Here is a 22,225-nt window from a genome sequence, read left to right as displayed (position 1 = left end):
GCCGCCCGTTTATGACGCGGGGCGCCTTGCGCGCCCCGTCGATTGGTAAAAGATGAAACTTAGATCGCTTTCAGCGTGCCTTTTGGCAGCGTGGCAGCGATCGCGCCTTTCTGGAACTTCAGCTCAACGGAGTCCGACACTTCCAGAACCACGAAGTCGTCGGTCACTTTGTTGATCTTGCCGGCGATACCGCCAGTGGTCACAACTTCGTCGCCTTTCTGCAGGTTGCTCAGCAGGTTCTTCTGCTCTTTGGCGCGCTTGGCCTGTGGACGCCAGATCATCAGATAGAAGATAACCAGGAAGCCGACCAGGAAAATCCACTCGAAACCAGTGCCGGCAGGACCGGCAGCAGCAGGTGCAGCGGCGTCCGCATACGCGGCAGGGATCAAAAAGCTCATTTAACACTCCGATAATTGCAGAATTGGTGGCTTAACGTCTTTAGAACTTACTCTAAAGGCGGCACGGGTAACCCGCGCTTGGCATAGAAGGAATCGACAAAGGCGGCCAATGTACCTTGTTGAATAGCCTCGCGCAAACCAGCCATAAGACGCTGGTAATGGCGCAAATTATGGATGGTATTGAGCATACTCCCGAGCATTTCCCCGCACTTGTCCAAGTGATGCAGATAGGCACGGGAGAAGTTCTGACAGGTGTAGCAATCACAAGTTGGGTCCAGCGGCGAATCATCATGGCGATGGAACGCGTTACGGATTTTCAGCACGCCTGTGTCGATGAACAGATGCCCATTGCGGGCATTGCGGGTTGGCATCACGCAATCGAACATGTCCACACCGCGGCGCACACCCTCAACCAGATCTTCCGGCTTGCCAACTCCCATAAGGTAACGAGGTTTGTCGGCCGGCATCTGGCCCGGCAAGTAGTCCAGGACCTTGATCATTTCATGCTTGGGTTCGCCCACCGACAGGCCGCCGATGGCCAGGCCGTCGAAGCCGATCTTGTCCAGGCCTTCCAGGGAACGCATGCGCAGGTCCTGGTGCATGCCGCCCTGGACGATACCGAACAGCGCCGCCGTGTTGTCGCCGTGGGCGTTCTTCGAGCGCTGAGCCCAGCGCAGGGACAGTTCCATGGAGATCCGCGCCACGTCCTCATCGGCCGGATACGGCGTGCATTCGTCGAAGATCATCACGATGTCCGACCCCAGGTCGCGCTGCACTTGCATCGACTCTTCCGGGCCCATGAACACCTTGGCGCCGTCCACCGGCGAGGCGAAGGTCACGCCCTCTTCCTTGATCTTGCGCATGGCGCCCAGGCTGAACACCTGGAAACCGCCGGAGTCGGTAAGAATCGGCCCCTTCCACTGCATGAAATCATGCAGATCGCCGTGGGCCTTGATCACTTCCGTACCCGGGCGCAGCCACAGGTGAAAGGTATTGCCGAGAATGATCTCGGCGCCGGTGGCGACGATATCCCGCGGCAACATGCCCTTGACCGTGCCGTAGGTGCCCACCGGCATGAAGGCCGGGGTTTCCACCGTACCGCGGGGGAAGGTCAGGCGACCGCGACGAGCCTTGCCATCAGTGGCCAGAAGCTCGAAGGACATACGACAAGTGCGACTCATACAGTTTCCTCGGGGGCCAGATCCTTGGGAGCGGTCGGCGCGGGATTACGGGTGATGAACATCGCATCACCGTAGCTGAAAAAGCGGTACCCATTTTCCACCGCGGCGCGATAGGCGGCCATGGTCTCGGGATAACCGGCGAACGCCGAAACCAGCATCAACAGCGTGGATTCCGGCAGGTGGAAGTTGGTCACCAGGGCATCGACCACATGGAACGGCCGGCCCGGGTAGATAAAGATATCGGTGTCACCACTGAACGGCTTGAGCACACCATCGCGGGCGGCGCTTTCCAGGGAACGCACACTGGTAGTGCCCACCGCCACCACCCGGCCGCCGCGAGCCCGGCACGCGGCCACCGCATCCACCACATCCTGGCCGACTTCCAGCCACTCGTGATGCATATGGTGATCTTCAATGCGTTCTACCCGCACCGGCTGGAAGGTTCCGGCGCCGACATGCAGGGTCACGAATGCCGTCTCCACACCCTTGGCGGCAATCGCCTCCAGCAGCGGCTGGTCGAAATGCAGCCCGGCGGTCGGCGCAGCCACTGCGCCCAGGCGCTGGGCGTACACGGTCTGATAGCGCTCACGATCCGCGCCTTCGTCCGGGCGGTCTATATAAGGAGGCAACGGCATGTGCCCGACTCGGTCCAGCAGCGGCAGCACCTCCTCGGCAAAACCCAGTTCGAACAGCGTGTCGTGCCGCGCCAGCATCTCGGCCTCGCCACCGCCCTCGATCAGAATCTTCGAGCCCGGCTTGGGCGACTTGCTGGAGCGCACATGGGCCAGCACACGATGGCTGTCCAGCACCCGCTCGATGAGGATCTCCAGCTTGCCGCCGGAGGCCTTCTGGCCAAACAGACGGGCCGGAATCACCCGGGTATTGTTGAACACCATCAGATCGCCAGGGCGCAGATGCTCCAGCAGATCGGTGAATTGACGGTGGGCCAAGGCGCCGGTTGGCCCATCCAGGGTCAACAGACGGCTGCCGCGACGCTCGGCCAGTGGATGGCGGGCGATCAGCGAATCAGGAAGCTCGAAGGTAAAGTCAGCAACGCGCATGATGGGGTTCGTCTAGCAGGGCCGGAAAGTTTAGCGGAATAACTAAAAATTGACCACGAAAGCCGATTGACCAACGGTAATGGCCTCTCTATACTTCGCCGCCATTGAGCCCTGATGGCGGAATTGGTAGACGCGGCGGATTCAAAATCCGTTTTCGCAAGAAGTGGGAGTTCGAGTCTCCCTCGGGGCACCATATAGCAGTATCTGAAAGTCTCCATAAGGCTCTCAGCACCAGGAAAACCGGCCACTTGAGCCGGTTTTTTTGTGTCTGGCTATCTACCCCTGTATCCCCTTATCCGTTGTATCCCTGTATCCCGCAAACGGGGCGCGATACTGCTACAGCTGACTGCCTGAAAATTGTGTATACGACGCAATATCCAACCAACGCTTGTTGGCGATGATGTGCTCACCGCCGCCCTTCTAGCCGAGGGGCATCAATAGTGTCGCAGGTGTATCCGCCCCTCTTGAGCACACGGCCGTCACTCGGGGAACTCTTTGTTGTTGGCAGTAGCGGATCGCTCTCAGCGCATCGTCAGACCACCATCGACCGCGTATTGGCTCCCGGTCACATAGGAGGCGTCGTCCGACAGGAGAAACAACGCCACCGCCGCCGCTTCGGCGGCGCTACCGACCCGCCGCAGCGGCAACTGGGTGGCGAGCCCATCCTCGAATTGGCGGCGAATGTCTTGCGCCAAGAAGTTGCGGAAATTGGTCTCGATCGGCCCCGGCACCAGCACATTGACCCTGATCCCCCGCGGACCCAGTGCCGCCGCGCAACAACGGGCCATGGAGATCATCGCTCCCTTGGTGGCGGCATAGACGCTGGTCAAGGGCGAGGATTCATAGGCGGAGGTCGAGGACGTCAGCACCACTGACGCATTAGGCCGCAGCAATCCGGTCAACCCAGCCAGTTGCAGCAAAGGCCCCCTGGCATTGGCGTTCATCATGCGATCGAAAAAGCCGGCATCAACCTCTTCGATCGGCCCCACCTGTGCATAACCGGCATTGAGCCAGAGCCCGTCGAGCCCGCCCAGTTGCCGGACCTGCTCCACCAGTTGCTGCACGGCTTCAGGGTCGGCCGCATCGTTCTTGAAAATCAGCGCATCTGCCGGAAGCAACCGTGCAGCCTCCTCCAGATGCTCGGCGCTGTAGCCCGTCACGGCCACCTGACCGCCCTCATCGGCGATGCGCTTGGCTCCTGCCAGGCCCATGCCACTGGTACCCCCGGTAATCAGGACGCGCTTTCCGGAAAATCTGCCCACAGGTCAACCTCCGCTGTTAACTTGAAGTGTTCAGTGCGCAGGAAGTATTGCGTATGCGGGGTCAATTGATAATGCATAATTATCCGCATGACCCATTAAGGAAGTGGACATAATGCGAGGCAATGAATACGCCCAACTCCAGGCGTTCGCCGCTGTCATTCAACAAGGAAGTTTTGTCCGTGCCGCCGCCCACCTGGGCATGTCCGCATCCGCTCTCAGCCAAACCATCCGCAACATGGAAGAACGTCTGGACGTGCGCCTGCTCAATCGCACCACGCGCAGCGTCTCGCCCACCGAAATGGGCGCCAGGCTTCTAGCAGACCTGCTGCCTGCACTGGCATCCCTGGATGCAGCGCTGGCCAGGCTCAAGACCTCCAGCGAAGGCCCTCACGGGCTGCTGCGCATCAATACCACCCGAGTGGCGGCCATTCACTACCTGGCCCCGTTGATCGGCCCTTTTCTCCAGGCCTACCCCGGCATTCAGTTCGATGTAGTCACCGACGAGCGCCTGGTGGATATAGTCGCCGGCGGTTTCGATGCCGGGGTCCGGCTCGGCAAGAAACTCGACAAGGACATGGTCGCCCAAGGGCTGGACGGTGATCAGGAAATGATGGTGGTCGCCTCCGCCGCTTATCTGGAACGCTGCGGAATACCACGCACACCGCAGGAGCTGATACACCACCAGTGCCTGACTTACCGCTGGCCCACGGACGGCAGCCTGTATCGCTGGGAATTCGAGCGCAACGGCGAGCTGCTGGAGATCGAGGTCAAGGGCCCTCTGGTGGTTACCGAGCCGGAAATGCTCACCCGCGTGGTCCTCGACGGAGTCGGCATCGCCTATCTGTTCCGCCATCAGGTGGCCGCCCAGGTGGAAAGCGGCCAACTGATCCACCTGCTCAAGGAATGGACACCGGCTTTCCCCGGGTTCTACCTGTATTACCCCAGCCAACGGCAAATGGCGCCGTCACTGCGAGCCTTCATCGACTTCGTCATGCAACGCTCGCAACCGCAGCCTGGCGCAGCCGGTACTCGCGGGGAGAACAGGCCATCACCCGCTTGAAGGCATTGCTGAAAGCGCTGTCGGAGTCATAGCCCAGCGCCTGTGCGATCGAGGAAATACTGCCCTGATGCCTGCGCAGTTCCCGAGAGGCCAGTTGCATGCGCCAACGCAGCACGTAGGCCAGTGGCCCCATGCCGACCTTCTGCTTGAAGCGCAGCGCCAGCGTCGAACGCGACATCCCCACCCGCCTGGCCAGCAGATTGACCGTCCAGCGTTGCTCGGGCTCGGCGTGTATGGCTTGAATGGCGGCATTGATCTTTGGGTCCGAGAGCCTTGATCAGCTAGAGGACAACCTGCAAGCCACGCAAGTACGCCTGAGTCCCGAGGATATCGCCAGACTGGGCGCCATCAGCGCCCCCGAGATCGAATACCCGGGATGGATGATCGAGTACCAGGCCAAGGAGCGCTCGCCACTACAGGATTGACGCCGGGGGGGCACTGCGACCCTGCTACTGCCATTGGCCGAATGGTTTGCATTGCCATCGACGGCACGCTGTTTCGAGCTGCAACTACCCGACCCCTTGAGCGCAATACTAGCCCTACCCGCCATGAGCCATCATTGATCAGACTGCCACCAGAGAGCCGCCTGCCTGAAACGGCCTCCCGAGGCAGGCAAGCGCAAACTCAGGTGTTGCTCGGGCATCGCTTGAGCAAGCCGTTCCGGACGCTGCGTCATGGTTGCCCGATGTCAGCCTTCAAACCTGTTTCCGCGAGGCGTCCAGGTAATCCGCGCCGGCCTTGGGCAAGGCCTGCTGCGGCGTCAGCGGCGGCTGCCAGTGCAGCAGTTTCCTGGCTTTGCTCGAGTCGATGGTCAAGGACTGGAACAGTTGCTCGAACATGCCTTTGACACCCAGCAGCCTGGCCCCCAGGGCCATTATGGAAAGCGGCACCGGCCAGAGTCTCGAGGGACGACCCAGGCCTTGTGCAAGGTACTGGGCAATTTGGCTGATGGAGAGATCGACGCCATCGGCAATCAGGAAGGTTTCGTTGGCCGCCAACGGGTGGCGGGTACAGCAGATAATAAAGTCCACCAGGTTTTCCAGAGCGACCATGCTGCGCGAGTTCTCGACCCGGGCGAAAGGCAGCGGCAGGCCGGTATTCACCAACTGCATCAGGCGCCTGAAGTTTCCCGGAGCATGGCCGGCGTACACCAGCGGCGGGCGGATGATCACCAGTTCCATCGCCGAGCCTTGCAGCAATGCCTGCAGAGCAATCTCGGCCTCCAGCTTGGAGATTGCATAGTCCGCCTTTGGCGCCGGCGCGGAGTCTTCGCTAAAAGGCCCGGCCTGGGTGGTGGAACCATTGACGCCGATGGAGCTGACAAAGACGAAACGCTTGACCCCACTCCGCATGGCCCACTTGGCCAGTTCCAGGGTCTTGTCGACGTTGTCGGCCCGATAGAGCTGCATCGGGTCGCTGGCAGTCTCCTTGAGGATATGCGCACGCCCCGCCAGATGAACGACCACATCGATATCATCGGCTAGATGGCTAGCCGCAGGAGCCTGCCCGCTAGCGTCCGGCGCAGGGGCAAAGACAGCCTTGGAGGCATTCTTCAATGACAGCGAACGAACGTTGAAACCGCCTCTGGCACCCAGTTCCTTTACCAGGGCTTGCCCGATAAAACCCGTTGCGCCCGTGACCAATATATTAAAGCTGGATGTCATGTACCGTCTCTGCGAAGTGTTGGAACACCGGAAAACTGCTTGGCCGGATTGCCCGGTGGATTTGGCACAAGTGACAGACACCATGAGAAATTGCCAGCGTCGAAAGTATGAAGCACCCGCCAGAGGTTTATCAAACGCCCGTCCGCCAGGGTAGCGGGCCCGGCGCCTCCCCGCTATCGGCCTGGGTGTCGAAGCCAACCCGCGGCGGCAGGGCGAAGAACGCGATGCAGAACCAGGCCTCGATATCGCCCCGGGCATTGATATAGGCGGCAATATCGCCGCCACCATCACAGGGCGAGGCCGGGTTGGTACGGCGCATCAGCAGGAACAGCTTCCGTAGCGCGCCTTGCGCTACAGGCTTGTGTCACGCACAACCTTGATGGAAATCAAAGAGCGTGGGGATGGCCTCCATACACTGACCAATGAACATTCGTACACGACCCCAAGGCCCCCCCAATGAGTGAAGAATCCAGCGCCCTGCCCCTGCCAACACCCAAACCAATTGCCAAGGTCGCCAGCACTGCCCCGCGCAAAGCCGCAACACCCCGCCCGCGGCGCCCACGCGTTGCCAGCAAAAGCGTGGCAAGCCTGGCCTCTGAAGCCGAAATCGGCGCCATCAGCCAGAAGCCCATGGCCTTGCAAGTGGCCAGCGCGCCACGCGGCTCCAATGAAGACAGCGTGTCCGCCGCACTGCCGGGCAACTACCCCTATCGCAACCGCATGCGCCGCGCCGAGTACGAGAAGGCCAAGAGCGAGCTGCAGATCGAACTGCTCAAGGTGCAGAGCTGGGTCAAGGAAACCGGGCAGCGCATCGTCGTGCTGTTCGAAGGCCGCGACGCGGCGGGCAAGGGCGGCACCATCAAGCGCTTCATGGAACACCTCAACCCCCGTGGCGCGCGGATCGTGGCCCTGGAAAAGCCCTCGGAACAGGAAAAGGGCCAGTGGTACTTCCAGCGCTATATCCAGCATTTGCCCACCGCCGGGGAAATGGTCTTCTTCGACCGCTCCTGGTACAACCGCGCCGGCGTCGAACGGGTCATGGAGTTCTGCTCGCCGCTGCAATACCTGGAGTTCATGCGCCAGACTCCAGAGCTGGAACGCATGCTGTGCAACAGCGGCATCCTGATGTTCAAGTTCTGGTTCTCGGTGAACCGCGAAGAACAACTGCGCCGCTTCATCTCGCGCCGGGATGACCCGCTCAAGCACTGGAAGCTCTCGCCCATCGACATCAAGTCCCTGGACAAGTGGGACGAATACACCGCCGCCAAGCAAGCGATGTTCTTCCACACCGACACCGCCGACGCCCCCTGGACGGTGATCAAGTCAGACGACAAGAAACGCGCGCGGATCAACTGCATCCGCCATTTCCTGCATGAACTGGACTACCCGGGCAAGAACCTGAAAGTCGCCCACGCCCCCGACCCGTTGCTGGTGGGTCGGGCCTCGCGGGTACTGGAAGAGGACGAACGCACCCAGGCCCAGGCCGCGGCGGATGCCGGTGCTACGCGCCAGGCCCTGTCGGCCTGAATGACCGGCAAAAAAAACTGCGCACAGACAGGCGGGTCTGGGCGCAGTAAAAATCCAGCACGACGCTGAATCACGACGCTGCATCCGATCGAGGCCTCAAGCGGCCTCGGTCCCCGGCGTCACCTTGACCGGCGGTTTGATCGAACCGATGTATACGGCAACGATCGTCAGCAATGCCCCGGCGATCTGCAGCGCCGAGCTGGACTTGCCGAGAAACGCCACGTCGACGAAGTAGGTAATCACCGGTTCCAGCAGCAGGATCAGCCCTGCCAACCCCAGGCTGATGGCGCCGATGGAGCGGTTGACCAATAGCCAGCCCACGAACTGCACCATCACCCCGTAGATGATCAGCATCACTAAAGTCTGCCCATCGACGATGGCCAGGCTTTCCCCCATGGCCAGGGCATACACCAGCAACACCAGCGCGGCCCACAGGCTCAGGTTGAGCATCTGCGCGATCTTGTCGCCACCGCCGTCAGGCAACTGGGTGTTGACCTTTAGGAAATACACACAGACGGCGTAAGCCAGGCCCGACAGCACGCCATACACCACGCCCTTGATGCCCAGGGCGCTGCTCATTTCCGGCAACAGCAACAGATACAGTCCGACAAACGCCAGGCTGATGGAGATCAGGAAATAGAGCGAAGGCTTTTCCTTGAGCAGATAAAGGCCCAGCAGGGTCATGAAAAACACCTGGCAGTTGGTCAGAATCGAGCCGATCCCCGGGCCGACGATGTAGATGCTCTGATGCCAGAGCGCCAGGTCGATGGCCAGGAACACCCCGGCCAGGGCCGTATACCGCCGGGCCTTGGCACTCTTGAGCAACACCGGGATGCGGCGCGCCTTGAGTAGCAGCAAGAACAGGAGCGAGGCGAACAGCATGCGATAGAAACCCGCTCCACCCGCGCCGATATGGGCAAAGGCCACTGCCAGGGCCGACAGGCTGAGCATCAGCCCTCCCAGGGTCAGCTCCACTAACGCTCTATTGCTCGACATGGATTCCCCCACTGCGATTGACCTTGTTGTTGCCTTGCGCGCCGGACATTCAAATTTCCTGCATCGCCAGTTTTAACCACAGCAACACCGGAGGGTGCAGCAACACCGCATCGGCATAGGGTTTCAGATCCCCGGGAATGGCGATGCCATAGCGCATCAAGCGCAACAGCACCGGCGCGAACATGGCATCCACCACCCCAAAGGTTCCACACAGAAACGCCTCGGATTGGCTCCTGGCCAGCAACTGGCGCCAGATTGCAAACACCCGTTGGATCTCGGCCTCGGTCGCCGGGCTCAACACCTGGGCGGGCTCGCCACGGTTGACCCCGAACGGCAGTTGCGTGCGCAACTGAGTGAAACCGGCATGCATTTCGGCGCAGGCCGAGCGGGCCAGAGCCTTGAGCCCGGCATCCACAGGCCAGAGCTGAGCCTGGGGCCAGTGTTCAGCAACGTATTCACAGATCGCCAGGCTGTCGTTGATCGACAGATCGTCCTGCAGCAGCACCGGCACCTTGCCCGACGCTGAATAGGCGAGGATTCGCTCGCCGGTCTGCGGCTCCCCCAACTTGATCTGGATGACCTCAAAAGGCACATCCGCAGTGACCAGGACCAACCAGGCCCGCAACGACCAGGAAGACTTCTTGTAGTCGCCGATCACCAGTTTCATCACACTCATCGCGTCTAGCTCGCAGGGTTCAAGGAGTGCTAAATTTATCGGCCGGCAATCTCTGCGTATTGCACAAAACTGGACATGGAATGGATGCCCACCAGAACCGCCCACCAGCACCGCCAGGGGATTTCTCCCGCTTCTGGCGCATCCCGGAAGGCGACTGCGAGCTGCTGGCGGCCCGCTACAGAAAGCAGTCGTTTGGCCGCCACAGCCATGACCGCTATGCCGTAGGCGTCATCAGCGGCGGCGTGGAAAAACTCTTCTATCGCGGCAGCCACCACCTGGCGACCCAGGGCTGCGTGGTCACCATCAGCCCCGGCGAAATCCACGACGGCGTCCAGGCCTGCGACCAGGGCTGGGTCTATCGCATGCTGTACCTGGACCCGCAGTGGCTGAACCGGGCCATTCTCGGCCAGCGCTTCCCTGCGGATCACATCCACCTGTTTCGCGAAGTGCTGAGCGAAGATCCGACCTTCGCCCACTGGTTCCTGCAACAGCATCTACTGATCGAACACGCCGACTCTAGCCTTGAGCGCGAAAGTATTCTGCTGGAACTGCTGGCGCAGTTGTTCCAGAGAAACGGCGTCCACCAGCCAGCCACTGATCGCCAGGAGCGCGAGGCAGTGAAACGCATCAGACAGCGACTGGACGACGACTTCGAACAGAGTATCCGCCTGGAAGAACTGGCGGCCCAGGTGAACCTGGAGCCGCTGTACATGATCCGGGTGTTCAAGAACAGCCTGGGCATCTCGCCCCACAGCTACCAGATCCAACGCCGCATCGCCCGGGTCCAGCACCTGTTGCGCAGCGGCGCGAGTATCACCGAAGCCTCGTTCCACTGTGGATTCTTCGATCAAAGCCACATGACCCGCGCTTTCAAAAAAGTCGTCGGCATCACCCCCGGCAGCTTTCGCAATTGCCACGCCTGAATCGCGCTAGCGCGCGCACCTGACCTTTGCCCCATCAAGGACCCGTTGCATGCCCACCATCCAGACCCCGGAACTCACTCAACTGCCTGCCGGCGCCGTCGCCTATCCGGACGCCAGCGAACTGTTCGTCGCCGACCAGCAGGAGCTGGCCGAACACCTGCTACCGCTGCTGTCCTTCGATGCCAGCCTGATCAATCCCCAGTGGTCCGGCCGCCTGCATCTGCTGAGCCCTATCGAGCCCGACGAGGGGCTGGTGGGCGAGTTGACCGACGATTACGAGTTCGGCAGCGAGCTACTGAAAACCAACTGGATCGGCTTCAAGATCGAAAACGGCCGCTATCGCCTGTGCGGCAGCCCACGCTATTTCTTCCTCCACGGCGACAACGCCGAGTTGCCCGAATCCCGGCGCAACCAGCGCGCCAACCTGCAACATCACTATCGCAAGCAGCACGCCGCCTACCTCACCGCGCGCCAGCGCTATCAGGAACTGGGCTACCTGACCTGGCCCAAGGACGACAGGCAGCGCCTGACCTATATCGAGGAAATGGGCGGTGTAGCCGAGGGCTACGGCAACTGGGTGGAAACCGTGGAGTTCCCCATGGACGTCGAAGAGTCCGACGACAACTGCGATATCTGGCCCCTGAGCCCGGCGGGCCGGCGCTTTCAGCATGTGCTCAGCGTGCCCGCCTACCATTACGGCATCAGCGGCGCCGACCGGGTGGTGATGCTCTACGAACCGGTGGAAGGCCTGGTGCTGTTCAGCTTCGACTGGTCCTGATCGGCAGCCGGCATCCATTCCAGGCCGGAATCAACCGGCCTGGACGAGACCCGGCAGGCGCCTTGGGCCTTGTCGCAGGCAGCGGCTACAGCGGCAACTCCACCCGCGCCTCCAACCCAGCGCCCTCACGGTTGAACAGACGCAACTCGCCGCCATGCTCGCGAACGATGGCTCGCGCCGCCGACAGCCCAAGGCCCACGCCGCCGGTACTCTTGTTGCGCGAGCTCTCCAGCCGGTAGAACGGCGCAAATACCTGCTCCAGTGCCTCAGGCGGGATTCCCGGGCCGCGATCCAGCACCCGCACCCGCAAATGATCGGCGCCCTGCTCCAGCACAATGGCCGGCTCACCTGCGTACTTGATCGCGTTATCCAGCAGGTTGGTCATCACCCGCTTGAGCCCCAGGGGCCGGCCGCAATACACCAGGCGCGACGGCCCGCTGAAGGCGATTGGGATCGACTGGTCGCGATAGTCGTCCACCAGGGTCTGCAGCAACTCCGCCAGATCGAACTGGGTGGCCTGCTCCAGCCTGGCATCGTCGCGAAAGAACTCCAGGGCCGAGTTGATCATCGCCTGCATTTCGTCGACATCACGGAACAGCCGTTGCTGCTGATCCTCATCCTCGATGAACTCGCCACGCAGGCGCATGCGAGTCAGGGGCGTGCGCAGATCATGGGAGATGGCCGCGAGCATCTGCGTGCGGTCCTTGATGAAGTGCTGCAACTGCGCCTGCATGGCGTTGAAGGCGAGGATCGCCTGACGTATCTCGTGAGGCCCCACCGGATCGATGGGCGGCGCGCGAAAATCCACGGCAAAGCGCCGCGCGCCCTGAGCGAACTGCTGCAACGGCTTGGCCAGGCGGCGAGTGGCGATCAGCGCCACCAACCCCGTGGAGATCAGCACCAGGGCGATCACGATCAGGTTGCGGGTGCCCTCCTCCAGCCCCCAACTGCGCGACGCCGAGGAAAACATCAGCCAGCTTTGATCGGTCAACTGCACCAGCAGCGCATAACGCCCGTCCGGGCCCGGCCAGTCGCTGGGCTGGTAAGCCTCGATACGTCGCTGGGGCGGTTGCAGCATGGCGCGAATGCCTTCCGAGCCGACCCGATACTCCGGATCGTCTACCTCTGGCAGGGCAAATCCTTGACGCGTCGGCCGCCAGGCGATGCTCAGGTGATCACTGCTGACCGCCTCCGCCAGTCGCGGGCGCTGACTGGGCTCCGAAGCTTCGATCATGCGCACGATGGCCGCGGATTTTTCCAGCAATCCGGTTTCCGCCAGCGGTGGATAGGCCCAGACCCCGGCCAGTTGCACGAACAGCGCATTGAAGGCCAGGGCGGTGAGCATGGCCATGATGATGGTCAAGGCGATCCAGCGCGCCACGGTATCGCGCAGGCGATAGCGCCACAGGGGCTTGATCAACTTCACTGGCGGGTCACGCTGGGGGGGGACAGATAACCGCCGGTGCGCACGGGACGAAACATCGCCGGGCGCTTGGGGTCGAACTCCAGCTTGCGCCGCAGACGGCTGACCCGGACGTCGATGCTGCGATCGAAGGCGTCATGGGCCTGGCCTCGGGCCAGGTCCAGCAACTGCTCGCGAGTGAGGATGCGCTGCGGATGCTCGACAAACACCAGCAGCAGGTCGAACTCCCCCGCCGACAACGGAATCATCACCTGGTCCGGCGAACGCAGTTCGCGGCGGGTCAGGTCCAGCTGCCAGTCGGCGAACTTGATCAACGGCCGCGGCACCTCGCCACTCACCGGGCGGCTCTCCCCGGCCCGACGCAGCACCGCCCGCACCCGGGCCAGCAGCTCACGGGCATCGAAGGGCTTGCTCAAATAATCGTCGGCGCCCATCTCCAGGCCCACCACCCGGTCGCTCAACTCGCCCATGGCGGTGAGCATGATCACTGGCGTGGCATGCAACTGGCGCAGGCGCTGGCACAGGGTCAGGCCGTTGTCGCCGGGGAGCATCAGGTCGAGGATGATCAGGTCCGGCACCTCCCGCTCCAGGGCCGCCCACAGCGATGCACCATCGGTGGCCACGGCCACCTGATAGCCCTGTTGGACAAAGAATTTCTTCAGCAGCGCGAGGACTTCAATGTCGTCGTCCACGATCAAGAGACGGCTCACCGGCGGACATCACTTCAAGTCGGAATGAGCCGTTATCTAAAACCATTCGCCGCCCGGCGTCATATATTTCAACGCAGTAACAAACCTTCACTCGCGCAATAAAGCAGACATCTTTGCGCAAGGTTTGCCTGCCAGCATCGGCTTCCCCTTGCTGGAGAACTACGACCATGCGCCTGATCAACCCCGCCCCGGCCCCAGCCCCTCTTGCCGCGAAGGAGCTGCCCATGTCCACCTGCGAACAACACGCCCTGATGCTGCTGCAACGGGTGACCAAGCTCGACAACGCCAGCCTGCATTGCCGCGAAGTCAGCCTGCGCCTGTCCGACGACCAGCACCATTTGATCCTGACCCGCTACAGCGAGCACTACAGCCCCGCAGGCATGGAATGGGTGGAGCGCAAGCATCGGGTATCTGTGACCGAACTATTGCGCTGGGTGATCGAGCAAGGCCAGCCGCAAAGCATTGAACGCGGCGAAGAACACAAAGCCTCGGCCTGACCTGTAGGAGCGAGCTTGCTCGCGATGGACGTCAACGATGACGCAGGTTCGCCGGGATGAAGGCGGCGCTCTCAGCATCATCGCGAGCAAGCTCGCTCCTACAGAATCACAGGCGGGGAACAACTCACCTCCAGGCTCCCCTGCGCCTGCACAGACCTCTATAGCGTCACTTCAACCCGCGCGCAGCCCCTCCCCGGCAGCCGGCCAGCTTCCCAGACACAAATCATCGACAATCGCCTTGCCCATCTCGCTGAAGTAATGAGCGGCCCAGGCATAGCGGTCATCCCGCTCCAATGCCGCGTCCCGAGCCAGATGCTTGGCGTGAAACAGCAATTGCGACACCTGCTCCAGGGCTTCGCGCAGCGGCACGTCCGGGTTGACCCGAAACAGCGGATGCTGGGCTTCACCACTGGCGGCGAAAGTGACATGGCCGAGGGTCTTGATGGTCATTGCGCACCTCCGGCGTGGGCCTGGGTGCGAGGGGTGATAGAGGGAAGATACTGAGTCGCAACGTCCATGGAACTCACTCCTATTTGAAGTGCTGCCACGTTCGTTTCCAGGCGAAAGGGTGGCAGCTGTGCGCAGGCTGGAAACCGGGACAATAGGAAACCCGGCAGGCCCGAAGGCCTCCCGCGCACAGCCGCCATGAAAAGAAATGCGTGTGCAAAAAAGCGCCAGCAGTCTAATGCATGGTGGCGCCTGTGCGCCTATTGTTTCCTCGGATTTCCAGGCCCGGTCGCTGAATTGGCAGCGACAGTCCAAGCCTAGCGAGATACCCGAAGTGTTCAACCAAGGCTTTGGCGCGAGATGTTTCGTGGATTCTATTGGGGAATTGCCTGGTGCCTTTGCCAAGGCTATGACCATCACTATCTCCAACCATGCTGGATGTCAGTGACTGCTGTAGGAGCGAGCTTGCTCGCGATGGACGTTAACGATGTGGCACTGACAAACGCTTTTATTGCGCCGCATAGGTGACTAAATTAGACGCATGATCACTGACCTGCCGCCCCTGAACGCCGTCCGCGCCTTTGCCGCCGCCGCTCGCCATGAGAGTTTCAGCCGCGCCGCTGAAGAACTGCACGTGAGCCACAGCGCGGTGAGCCGCCATATCAAGTTGCTGGAAGAGCACCTGGGTGTGCTGCTGTTCGAGCGGCGCATCCGCCAGTCGGTGCTCACCCCTGCCGGGCAAGCCTTCTATGAACAGGTCAGCATGGCCCTGACCCAGATCGCCACCGCTGCTGTCTCGCTGCGCCGTGGCGCGGCCCTGCGCAAGGTGATCATCAACGTGCGACCGTCCTTCGCGGTGCGCTGGCTGATTCCGCGCTTGCCGCAGTTCATGGCGCTGTATCCAGAGATCCAGCCGGAGGTGGTGACCAGCACCCTGCTCCCCGATCCGGCCAGGGAAACCTTCGATCTGGTGATTCGCCGCGGGCGTTCGGGCTGGGCGCCAGCGCTGCAACCCCAACGCTTACTGGAGGATGAAGTTGTGCTGGTGGCGGCGCCTTCACTGTTGCAGACCACGGCGCTCAACAGCCCCAAGGACCTGAAGCGCCATACCCTGCTGGTCAGTCGTACCCGCGCCAACGACTGGCAAAAGTGGCTGGAGCATTGCGCCTTGAAGCCGCTGCGCCAGTCGCCGACCCTGCATTTCGACCATATGCACTTCGTGCTCCAGGCCTGTGTCGACGGTTTGGGGCTGGCGCTGTGTCCTGCGTCACTGCTGGCCAAGGACCTGACCAGCGGCCGGCTGGTCTGCCCCTTGCCGGCGTTGCGCCAGCCGCTGACCCGCTACTATTACGCGCTCGTCGCCGATGCCGCGCCCGAAGCCCAAGTGTTTATCGAGTGGATGCTGGCGCAGATTCGCCAGGACGCTGTGGATAACCTGGCGCCGTTGCCGGCACACCGCGCGCCGCACTCGGGCATGGGTCTGATTTAGGCACAGCCGCCGTGCAATTAAAGCGTTTGTCAGGCCGCCAACCGCAGCGCACGCTGCGCTCCTCGATGTCCAATTGCGGAGTGCCCCATGGCGAGTTACGGACTGTTTTTACTGCTGGCTACCCTGACCATCCTCAGCCCTGGCCCCGGGGTGGTACTGACCCTGTCCAACGCCCTGCGCCACGGTTGGGCCGGAGCGCTGCCGGGGATTTTCGGCATCGCTCTGGGTGCCTTGGTGGTAGCGGGCATCTCCGCCAGCAGCCTCGGTTTGCTGCTGGCGGCCTCGACCACCGCCTTTACCTTGCTCAAGTACATCGGAGCCCTGTACCTGCTGTATCTGGGGATAAAAATGTGGCGCACTCAAAGCTTTGTTCCAACCCTCAAAGACAGTGAGGCCAGACCGGGACGGCGCTTTGTCGAAGCCCTGTCGATCCAGTTGCTCAACCCCAAGGCCGGTTTCTTCTTTCTCGCGGTGTTCCCCCAATTCATCCAGCCGCACGGCAATTACTACAGCCAGTTCTTGCCGCTGGTGACCAGCTACAGCCTGTTGGTGATTGCGCTGCACAGCGGCTATGCGCTGATGGCCAACAGCGCCAGGGGCTGGCTGTCGAGCCGCCGGGGCGCGCGGATCGTCGGCAAGCTGTCGGGGATGACCTTTCTCGGATTCGGCGTGATGCTGGCCAGCGCCAGTAAATAATCGGATACAAAAGCCTGGCTCCAGCGCCCGCAGCCGACATTTCTTCGACATCGGCTGCGCTAGTATTTCGCCCCCTTTGCAACCGCCAGAGCCCATGCTGCACATGTCCCCGTCCGCGCCCAATCCTGCCCTGCCCCCTGTTCTCGCCGGCCCGCTGCTGCGCCGCCTGGAGCCGACGCGGCTGGTGCTGTGGCTGGTGGGTTCAAGGGCATTGCCGCTGACCCTGCGCCTGCAGCCCACGGGCGGACCGGCCCTGGAGCTGGCCCTCAATCAGCAGCAATGCCAGGTCATCCCCGTCGGGCGCCAGGCCTTTATCCATCTGATCGATGTGCCCCTGGACAGCGCCCTGCCCGAGGACGTGGCGATTGCCTATGACCTGTTGATCAACGACGCCGAGGACGGCGCCCGATCCATTGCCGACTGGGCGCCGCACCTGCTGTATGGCGACGCCAGGACTGCGGAGTTCGTGCTCCACAGCCGCATCGACAACCTGCTGCACGGCTCCTGCCGCAAGCCCCATCACCCGTCCAGCGATGGTCTGCTGTGTGTCGATCGCCTGCTGGCGCAACGACCCGAGCCCGCACAGCGCCCGGCCTTGCTGATGATGAGTGGCGACCAGATCTACGCCGACGATGTGGCCGGGCCCATGTTGCGGGCCATCCATGCACTGATCGAGCGCCTCGGGCTGTTCGATGAACAACTGGACGGCGCGGTGGTGGCCGACAGTCAGGCGCTGTACCGCCATGGCGCCAGCTACTACCAACGGGCCGAACTGCTCCCAGCGTTGAAGAGCAATGAAACCCTGCGCGAACGGTTTTTCGGCGGAGTGAAAAAACCGATCTTCACCAGCAGCAATGCCGACAACCACCTGGTGACCTTCGCCGAGGTGCTGGCCATGTACTTGCTGGTCTGGTCGCCACTGCCCTGGACCCTGATCGCGCCCAAGCCGCCACGACTGCCGCCGGAGCAACAGCAGCGCTACAACCGGGAACAGCAGCGCATCGAGGATTTTGTCCAGGGCCTGAAGGGGGCCGCGCGGGTCTTCGCCCACCTGTCGTGCCTGATGATCTTCGACGACCACGACATCACCGATGACTGGAACCTCAGCGCCCAGTGGGAAGCAACCGCCTACGGCCATCCATTCTCCAAGCGCATCATCGGCAACGCCCTGCTGGCATACATGCTGTGCCAGGGCTGGGGCAACAACCCGGATGCGTTCGTGCCACTGCTGGAACAGGTGCGCGCCTTGAGCGCCACGCCACAAGGCCCGGAGCAGCTGCTGGAACCTCGGGCCCAGGACGCCCTGATCGACCGGCTGCTGCGCTTTGAACAGTGGCAGTACGTCTTGCCCAGCACCCCGCCCCTGGTGGTGCTGGACACCCGCACCCGACGCTGGCGCAGCGAGTCCAACCTGGGCCAGCCTTCGGGCCTATTGGACTGGGAGGCCCTGTGCGAACTGCAACAGGAACTGCTGGATCACCCCTCGGCAATCATCGTTTCACCGGCGCCGATCTTCGGCGTCAAGCTGATCGAGACGGTGCAGAAAGTCTTCAGCTGGTGCGGCTACCCGCTGCTGGTGGACGCGGAAAACTGGATGGCCCACCGCGGATCGGCCCAAGTGATCCTGAACATCTTCCGCCACTCGCGAACCCCGGGCAGCTACGTGATTCTCTCCGGCGACGTGCATTATTCCTTCGTCTACGAAGTGCTGATCCGCCATCGAAAAGGCGGCCCGCGGATCTGGCAGATCACCAGCAGCGGCATCAAGAACGAATTCCCCGCCGCCCTGCTGGAATGGTTCGACCGTCTCAACCGCTGGCTCTACTCGCCGCGCTCGCCGTTGAACTGGTTCACCAAGCGCCGACGGATGAAGGTCATGCCCCACGTGCCCGAGCATGCCGAAGCCGGCGAGCGGCTGTGGAATTCCTCAGGGATAGGTCAGGTGTTTTTCAATCCGCAGGGGCAGCCGGTGGCCATTCTCCAGCACAATGCCGATGGCGCGGCGCCGACCCGGATGATCGCCCCAAGATAGAATCCGCCAGCGCGTCAGGCAGATCCCCGAAAGCCCAAGGAAGGAGCACCGCGTGTCATCAGACATCACCCCGAAGCAGCGGGACGATATTCGCTACGTGTTATCGGACGCCTTTGTGGACAACGAGGTGGACTACGCCTACATCGCCCGCGAAACCCAGAACTATGACCGAGCCGAGGTCGAGCGCATTCTCTACGAAGAGGTCGCGCCGGTGTGCTACGTCAACCTGATGGCGGTGATCCCGGAAATCTGGATGGGCTTCGCTCGCGAGCCCTTGCTGGAGGAGATCGAGGCAAGCCTTGCGCTACGGCGCAACAGCCGCTGGCAGGCGTTTCGCGGGCGCTTGTTCATCCGCTGGATCCGCTTTCGCGGCGCCTACATCTGGGAAGAAATCTGCAAGCACTACGACGCCCCCTAGGTTCACGCCCTATTGCGCGTCGGCCCGGCAAAAACCGGTGGGCCGCAGAACCACCAGGTCCGGCAGCGCCTCGCCACGCTCATCGATCTTGCGCAGCCGGGCGGTGCACATCTGGTCCTGGAGAAACTCCATCTGATAGGTCGCGCCGGCCTCGGGCACGAAGGTCACGCTTTGTTCGCACACCGCGCGGTAATCCTTATCCATCCCCGGTTCCGTGTTGTAGAACATGAAGGCGAACGGACGATTGGCCGGGATCTTCAGCTCGTTGGCGCCAAAGCCCTCCTGGCGCCGCATGCGATCGGTGGCAGCGGTCAGCGGAATGTGCAGGTTGCGGAAGTTGGGATTGGCGATGCCGCGATGGGGGCGAACCATCAGCCCCGACGCCGGTTTGCTCCAGTCGATGCAGTCGCTGTAGGGCACGCCACGGACCATCCCTTGGGCCACAATGCGGATCAATGCGGTTTCACCGGCATCGGCCGGCACCCGGTAGCTGACAGTGGTCGCTTTGAGCGCAGAAACAAAGGCACAACCGCCGAGCCCCAGGGACAGGGTCAGCAACAGGATCGAGCGAAGCCGCATGATTCATCCTTGAAGGACCGCCCGCTCGGACGGCGGGCAAAGGACGGCGATCTTACCGCGGCGCCTCTGCGCCTCCACAGACTTTTCTGCACAATCCGCAGCGGCCACCAAAGACCGCGAAGCCCTCAAGAGCGCGCGCTCTTGAGGGCCTCGTTGCAGTCTGCGGCAGCGATCAGTAGCGGGCGTCCGCCGGACGGCCGCCATTGGGCCAGTCCTTGACCTTGTCCGGGAAGTCCGGACGCGGTTGGTGGGAGAAGTACTCGGCCACGTCCAACGCTTCCTGGTCCGACAGGCCGCCCTGGCCCAGGGGGAATTTCTCGTGGAAGCCAATCGGCATGTTGCGTTTGACGAAGGCCGCGGCGGTGTAGGTACGGGCCATGCCCGCGCCGATGTTGAAGGATTGATCGCCCCACAACGGCGGGAAGATCAGGCTGCCGTCGGCACGTTTCAGGCCTTCGCCATCCGCGCCATGGCACACCGCGCATTGCTTGGCGTACACCTGCTTGCCGTTGTCGGCGTTGGGCTTGAGGGCCGGGTCGATCTTGCCCACGCCGCGCCCGGCCACCTTGTCTTCGGGACGGGTGTTCATTTTCATCCACTCGAAATAGGCCACCATGGCTTGCATGTCGGCACCGTTCACCGGCAGCGGCTTGCCATGCATGGAACGCCGGAAGCAGCCGTTGATGCGCTCCTCCAGGGTGATGGTCTTGCCCGCCCGCGGCGCATAGCCGGGGAAGAACGCCGAGACACCGACAAAGGGTGAACCGTCGGCCACGGTGCCAGCGTTGAGGTGGCAGCTGGTGCAGTTCAGCGAGTTGCCGACGTTGTCCGGCAGCAGGGCCTTGGTTTCCAGGTGCAGGCGCATGCCGCGCACCACTTGCTCGGCATTCGGTGCCGCCAGCAGGTTGGCCAGGCGCGGGGTTTCGAACAGGGTGTTTTCCACTTGCGGGCTCAATTGCGCGCGCATCTTTTTCACTTGCTCGGCGCTGATGGCCGAGCCGTTGTTGCCCCAGCTGCTGCGGATGAAACTGAGGATTTCGGCGATCTCGCCATCCGCCAGCTGGGCGAAGCCAGGCATGGTGTAGACCCGCGGATGAGCCGCGGTCTGCGCGGTCTGCCAGCCGGTCAGGGTGATGTGCAGCAAGGAGGTCGGGTTGGCCGAGGCGACGCTGGGGTTGCCCGCCAGGGACGGGAACATCTGCGGCACGCCGGCGCCATCCTGGCGGTGGCAGTCGGAGCAGAACTGCGCGTAGCCCAGGCCACCGCGGGAGGTGAACAGGTTGCTCGGCGGGGCCGCCGGAGTCAGGGCCACCGCAGGCATGGGCAGATCGTCCTTACCGGCCGGCAAGGACTTGAGGTAGGCAGCAATGGCCGTCAGATCGGCGTCGGTGAAATGCTGGGTGCTGTGATGGATCACATCGGCCATGTTGCCGGACACCGTGGCGAAGCGGTTCTGCCCGGTCTTGAGCAGTTGCACCGTGTCTTCCACGGTCCACAGGTTGCGCAGGCTCAGGGCCCGCCACTCTTCCACCGTCTCGCCGGCCAGGTAGTGCCGGCCGCCGGATTCGGTGTCGCTCATGGCCTTCTCCTGGAAGGCAATGCCCCGTGGCGTGTGGCAGGAACCGCAGTGGCCCAGGCCCTGGACCAGGTAGGCGCCGCGATTGAGTTGCTCGTCCTTGGCTGGATCGGGCTTGAACGGCTGTTTGTCGACGAAGGCCAGGTTCCAGAACCACAGGCCCCAGCGCTGGTTGAAGGGGAAGCCCATGTCGGCTTCCAGGTTGCCCTGGGCCACCGGCTCCACGCCGTGCATCAGGTAGGCGTAGAGGGCGTGCATGTCCTCTTCGGTCATCTTGGCGTAGGACGGATACGGCATGGCCGGGTACAGATGGCTGCCGTCAGGGGTGACGCCGTCGCGCATGGCGCGGTCGAATTCTTCGAAGCTGTAGCGGCCGATACCGGTGTCTTTATCCGGGGTGATGTTGCTGGAGTAGATGGTGCCCATGGGCGTCTTCAGCTCCAGGCCACCCGCCATGGTGGCCCCGCCCTTGGCGGTGTGGCAGGCAATGCAATCGCCCAGTTGGGCCACGTATTGGCCACGCTGGATCAACTCGGAGTCAGGGGTGGAAAGCGCCGCTGCCGGGGTCGGCTCGCTGGCATGCAAAAGAGGTACGCAGAGCAACGCGGCGCCCAGCAGGGACAGGCGCGACAGAGAGAAAGCCATCAGGTTATTCCTTTAAAATCCGCCTGGGGTGGTCCCCTCGGCCGATGTCCACAAAGGTTCTTATTGGTTATCCCGGCCCTCAGGGTGCGGGCCCGGAGCTCGATACCTTGTGGGTCCGAGCCTGTTGCCCTTGTAGCGGATTTTTCTGAAAACCCTGTTGATATGGATCATGACGCCCTAGGCAATG

At 62.4% G+C, this 22,225-nt stretch carries 24 protein-coding genes and 1 tRNA gene; 11 read left to right on the top strand and 14 right to left on the bottom strand.

Translation table 11 applies throughout. The features are described 5' to 3' along the window. Nucleotides 1-59 precede the first annotated feature (59 nt). From yajC to queA, 3 genes are read right to left on the bottom strand one after another with little or no spacing between them, the layout of a single operon-like run. Nucleotides 60-398, bottom strand: a complete 339-nt coding sequence (gene yajC, locus DNK59_RS01235; RefSeq protein WP_060840888.1) for a preprotein translocase subunit YajC — start codon at nucleotides 396-398, stop codon at nucleotides 60-62. 47 nt (nucleotides 399-445) lie between these two features. Next, complete coding sequence (tgt, locus tag DNK59_RS01230; RefSeq protein WP_162470478.1) at nucleotides 446-1,561, bottom strand: tRNA guanosine(34) transglycosylase Tgt; 1,116 nt, start codon at nucleotides 1,559-1,561, stop codon at nucleotides 446-448. A gap of 14 nt (nucleotides 1,562-1,575) precedes the next feature. After that, nucleotides 1,576-2,640, bottom strand: a complete 1,065-nt coding sequence (gene queA, locus DNK59_RS01225) for a tRNA preQ1(34) S-adenosylmethionine ribosyltransferase-isomerase QueA (RefSeq protein ID WP_060840889.1) — start codon at nucleotides 2,638-2,640, stop codon at nucleotides 1,576-1,578. Between the two features lie 108 nt (nucleotides 2,641-2,748). On the opposite strand from queA, the gene DNK59_RS01220 reads away from it, so the two are divergent. Then, nucleotides 2,749-2,833: transfer RNA gene (locus tag DNK59_RS01220), tRNA-Leu, on the top strand. 328 nt (nucleotides 2,834-3,161) lie between these two features. On the opposite strand, the gene DNK59_RS01215 is transcribed toward DNK59_RS01220, so the two are convergent. Next, nucleotides 3,162-3,902: an SDR family oxidoreductase gene (locus tag DNK59_RS01215; RefSeq protein ID WP_092310725.1), complete on the bottom strand. Its 741-nt coding sequence runs from the start codon at nucleotides 3,900-3,902 to the stop codon at nucleotides 3,162-3,164. A 112-nt stretch (nucleotides 3,903-4,014) separates the two neighbouring features. Between DNK59_RS01215 and DNK59_RS01210 the strand changes: the two genes are divergently transcribed. Next, nucleotides 4,015-4,962, top strand: coding sequence for a LysR family transcriptional regulator (locus DNK59_RS01210; protein WP_110722032.1), 948 nt, complete (start codon nucleotides 4,015-4,017; stop codon nucleotides 4,960-4,962). Here DNK59_RS01210 and DNK59_RS01205 read toward each other — a convergent pair. Beyond that, nucleotides 4,892-5,197: a helix-turn-helix transcriptional regulator gene (locus tag DNK59_RS01205; RefSeq protein WP_256596285.1), complete on the bottom strand. Its 306-nt coding sequence runs from the start codon at nucleotides 5,195-5,197 to the stop codon at nucleotides 4,892-4,894. The genes DNK59_RS01210 and DNK59_RS01205 overlap by 71 nt on opposite strands. Before the next feature lie 16 nt (nucleotides 5,198-5,213). On the opposite strand from DNK59_RS01205, the gene DNK59_RS01200 reads away from it, so the two are divergent. Continuing rightward, entirely contained in the window at nucleotides 5,214-5,387 is a 174-nt protein-coding gene (locus tag DNK59_RS01200) for a hypothetical protein (RefSeq protein WP_158288736.1), read from the top strand. A 270-nt stretch (nucleotides 5,388-5,657) separates the two neighbouring features. Here the strand turns inward: DNK59_RS01200 and DNK59_RS01195 are convergent, their stop codons facing one another. Beyond that, entirely contained in the window at nucleotides 5,658-6,626 is a 969-nt protein-coding gene (locus tag DNK59_RS01195) for an NAD-dependent epimerase/dehydratase family protein (protein WP_110722029.1), read from the bottom strand. 130 nt (nucleotides 6,627-6,756) lie between these two features. Further along, a complete protein-coding gene (locus DNK59_RS01190; protein WP_256596279.1) occupies nucleotides 6,757-6,945 on the bottom strand; it encodes a hypothetical protein in 189 nt (62 codons plus the stop codon). Nucleotides 6,946-7,256: 311 nt separating this feature from the next. Here DNK59_RS01190 and ppk2 point away from each other — a divergent pair, with 311 nt between their 5' ends. Continuing rightward, a complete protein-coding gene (gene ppk2, locus DNK59_RS01185) occupies nucleotides 7,257-8,153 on the top strand; it encodes a polyphosphate kinase 2 (protein ID WP_167365684.1) in 897 nt (298 codons plus the stop codon). A gap of 96 nt (nucleotides 8,154-8,249) precedes the next feature. Here the strand turns inward: ppk2 and DNK59_RS01180 are convergent, their stop codons facing one another. Together DNK59_RS01180 and DNK59_RS01175 are read right to left on the bottom strand one after the other, a co-directional pair. Further along, nucleotides 8,250-9,149: a DMT family transporter gene (locus tag DNK59_RS01180; RefSeq protein ID WP_110722028.1), complete on the bottom strand. Its 900-nt coding sequence runs from the start codon at nucleotides 9,147-9,149 to the stop codon at nucleotides 8,250-8,252. 49 nt (nucleotides 9,150-9,198) lie between these two features. Continuing rightward, on the bottom strand, nucleotides 9,199-9,825 hold the full coding sequence (locus DNK59_RS01175) for a glutathione S-transferase family protein (RefSeq protein ID WP_110722027.1): 627 nt from the start codon (nucleotides 9,823-9,825) through the stop codon (nucleotides 9,199-9,201). Between the two features lie 80 nt (nucleotides 9,826-9,905). Here DNK59_RS01175 and DNK59_RS01170 point away from each other — a divergent pair, with 80 nt between their 5' ends. Together DNK59_RS01170 and DNK59_RS01165 are read left to right on the top strand one after the other, a co-directional pair. Further along, nucleotides 9,906-10,748 carry an AraC family transcriptional regulator gene (locus tag DNK59_RS01170; RefSeq protein WP_110722026.1) on the top strand — a complete coding sequence of 281 codons (843 nt, stop codon included), beginning with the start codon at nucleotides 9,906-9,908 and terminating at the stop codon, nucleotides 10,746-10,748. A gap of 49 nt (nucleotides 10,749-10,797) precedes the next feature. Further along, entirely contained in the window at nucleotides 10,798-11,526 is a 729-nt protein-coding gene (locus DNK59_RS01165) for a hypothetical protein (protein ID WP_110722025.1), read from the top strand. An 85-nt stretch (nucleotides 11,527-11,611) separates the two neighbouring features. Here the strand turns inward: DNK59_RS01165 and DNK59_RS01160 are convergent, their stop codons facing one another. Together DNK59_RS01160 and DNK59_RS01155 are read right to left on the bottom strand one after the other, a co-directional pair. Beyond that, nucleotides 11,612-12,952, bottom strand: coding sequence for an ATP-binding protein (locus tag DNK59_RS01160; protein WP_092310691.1), 1,341 nt, complete (start codon nucleotides 12,950-12,952; stop codon nucleotides 11,612-11,614). Continuing rightward, a complete protein-coding gene (locus tag DNK59_RS01155; RefSeq protein WP_110722024.1) occupies nucleotides 12,949-13,659 on the bottom strand; it encodes a response regulator in 711 nt (236 codons plus the stop codon). The genes DNK59_RS01160 and DNK59_RS01155 overlap by 4 nt, the downstream gene beginning before the upstream one ends. Nucleotides 13,660-13,883: 224 nt before the next feature. On the opposite strand from DNK59_RS01155, the gene DNK59_RS01150 reads away from it, so the two are divergent. Beyond that, nucleotides 13,884-14,156 (top strand): hypothetical protein, encoded by a 273-nt coding sequence (locus DNK59_RS01150; RefSeq protein WP_177431191.1) that lies wholly within the window; start codon nucleotides 13,884-13,886, stop codon nucleotides 14,154-14,156. A gap of 171 nt (nucleotides 14,157-14,327) precedes the next feature. Here the strand turns inward: DNK59_RS01150 and DNK59_RS01145 are convergent, their stop codons facing one another. After that, nucleotides 14,328-14,606, bottom strand: a complete 279-nt coding sequence (locus tag DNK59_RS01145; protein ID WP_110722023.1) for a DUF3077 domain-containing protein — start codon at nucleotides 14,604-14,606, stop codon at nucleotides 14,328-14,330. 538 nt (nucleotides 14,607-15,144) lie between these two features. Here DNK59_RS01145 and gcvA point away from each other — a divergent pair. The 4 genes from gcvA (at nucleotide 15,145) to DNK59_RS01125 (ending at nucleotide 19,238) form a co-directional block, all read left to right on the top strand. After that, a complete protein-coding gene (gcvA, locus tag DNK59_RS01140) occupies nucleotides 15,145-16,092 on the top strand; it encodes a transcriptional regulator GcvA (protein WP_110722022.1) in 948 nt (315 codons plus the stop codon). A gap of 87 nt (nucleotides 16,093-16,179) precedes the next feature. After that, nucleotides 16,180-16,788 carry a LysE family translocator gene (locus DNK59_RS01135; RefSeq protein WP_110722021.1) on the top strand — a complete coding sequence of 203 codons (609 nt, stop codon included), beginning with the start codon at nucleotides 16,180-16,182 and terminating at the stop codon, nucleotides 16,786-16,788. Nucleotides 16,789-16,891: 103 nt separating this feature from the next. Then, complete coding sequence (locus DNK59_RS01130) at nucleotides 16,892-18,820, top strand: alkaline phosphatase D family protein (RefSeq protein WP_110722239.1); 1,929 nt, start codon at nucleotides 16,892-16,894, stop codon at nucleotides 18,818-18,820. A gap of 52 nt (nucleotides 18,821-18,872) precedes the next feature. Next, a complete protein-coding gene (locus tag DNK59_RS01125) occupies nucleotides 18,873-19,238 on the top strand; it encodes a hypothetical protein (protein ID WP_177431190.1) in 366 nt (121 codons plus the stop codon). A 9-nt stretch (nucleotides 19,239-19,247) separates the two neighbouring features. On the opposite strand, the gene DNK59_RS01120 is transcribed toward DNK59_RS01125, so the two are convergent. Together DNK59_RS01120 and DNK59_RS01115 are read right to left on the bottom strand one after the other, a co-directional pair. After that, nucleotides 19,248-19,817: a hypothetical protein gene (locus DNK59_RS01120; protein WP_110722019.1), complete on the bottom strand. Its 570-nt coding sequence runs from the start codon at nucleotides 19,815-19,817 to the stop codon at nucleotides 19,248-19,250. Between the two features lie 172 nt (nucleotides 19,818-19,989). Beyond that, nucleotides 19,990-22,038 carry a c-type cytochrome gene (locus tag DNK59_RS01115; protein ID WP_110722018.1) on the bottom strand — a complete coding sequence of 683 codons (2,049 nt, stop codon included), beginning with the start codon at nucleotides 22,036-22,038 and terminating at the stop codon, nucleotides 19,990-19,992. Nucleotides 22,039-22,225 lie beyond the last annotated feature (187 nt).

Source organism: Pseudomonas sp. TKO26, from assembly GCF_003225665.1.
GTDB classification, from domain to species: Bacteria; Pseudomonadota; Gammaproteobacteria; order Pseudomonadales; family Pseudomonadaceae; genus Aquipseudomonas; species Aquipseudomonas saponiphila.
The sequence above is the reverse complement of the archived record's forward strand: the minus strand, read 5'-3'. Positions and strand labels throughout refer to the sequence as shown.

Bases quoted from the DNA above. Each gene is read 5' to 3' on its own strand.
- DNK59_RS01150 (WP_177431191.1), top strand. From the start codon at position 13,884: ATGTCCACCTGCGAACAACACGCCCTGATGCTGCTGCAACGGGTGACC.
- tgt (WP_162470478.1), bottom strand. From the start codon at position 1,561: ATGTCCTTCGAGCTTCTGGCCACTGATGGCAAGGCTCGTCGCGGTCGC.
- DNK59_RS01210 (WP_110722032.1), top strand. From the start codon at position 4,015: ATGCGAGGCAATGAATACGCCCAACTCCAGGCGTTCGCCGCTGTCATT.
- DNK59_RS01170 (WP_110722026.1), top strand. From the start codon at position 9,906: ATGGATGCCCACCAGAACCGCCCACCAGCACCGCCAGGGGATTTCTCC.
- DNK59_RS01190 (WP_256596279.1), bottom strand. From the start codon at position 6,945: ATGCGCCGTACCAACCCGGCCTCGCCCTGTGATGGTGGCGGCGATATT.
- DNK59_RS01120 (WP_110722019.1), bottom strand. From the start codon at position 19,817: ATGCGGCTTCGCTCGATCCTGTTGCTGACCCTGTCCCTGGGGCTCGGC.
- DNK59_RS01180 (WP_110722028.1), bottom strand. From the start codon at position 9,149: ATGTCGAGCAATAGAGCGTTAGTGGAGCTGACCCTGGGAGGGCTGATG.
- DNK59_RS01135 (WP_110722021.1), top strand. From the start codon at position 16,180: ATGGCGAGTTACGGACTGTTTTTACTGCTGGCTACCCTGACCATCCTC.
- gcvA (WP_110722022.1), top strand. From the start codon at position 15,145: ATGATCACTGACCTGCCGCCCCTGAACGCCGTCCGCGCCTTTGCCGCC.
- DNK59_RS01165 (WP_110722025.1), top strand. From the start codon at position 10,798: ATGCCCACCATCCAGACCCCGGAACTCACTCAACTGCCTGCCGGCGCC.
- DNK59_RS01195 (WP_110722029.1), bottom strand. From the start codon at position 6,626: ATGACATCCAGCTTTAATATATTGGTCACGGGCGCAACGGGTTTTATC.
- ppk2 (WP_167365684.1), top strand. From the start codon at position 7,257: ATGGCCTTGCAAGTGGCCAGCGCGCCACGCGGCTCCAATGAAGACAGC.
- DNK59_RS01175 (WP_110722027.1), bottom strand. From the start codon at position 9,825: ATGAGTGTGATGAAACTGGTGATCGGCGACTACAAGAAGTCTTCCTGG.
- DNK59_RS01145 (WP_110722023.1), bottom strand. From the start codon at position 14,606: ATGACCATCAAGACCCTCGGCCATGTCACTTTCGCCGCCAGTGGTGAA.
- yajC (WP_060840888.1), bottom strand. From the start codon at position 398: ATGAGCTTTTTGATCCCTGCCGCGTATGCGGACGCCGCTGCACCTGCT.
- DNK59_RS01130 (WP_110722239.1), top strand. From the start codon at position 16,892: ATGTCCCCGTCCGCGCCCAATCCTGCCCTGCCCCCTGTTCTCGCCGGC.
- queA (WP_060840889.1), bottom strand. From the start codon at position 2,640: ATGCGCGTTGCTGACTTTACCTTCGAGCTTCCTGATTCGCTGATCGCC.
- DNK59_RS01115 (WP_110722018.1), bottom strand. From the start codon at position 22,038: ATGGCTTTCTCTCTGTCGCGCCTGTCCCTGCTGGGCGCCGCGTTGCTC.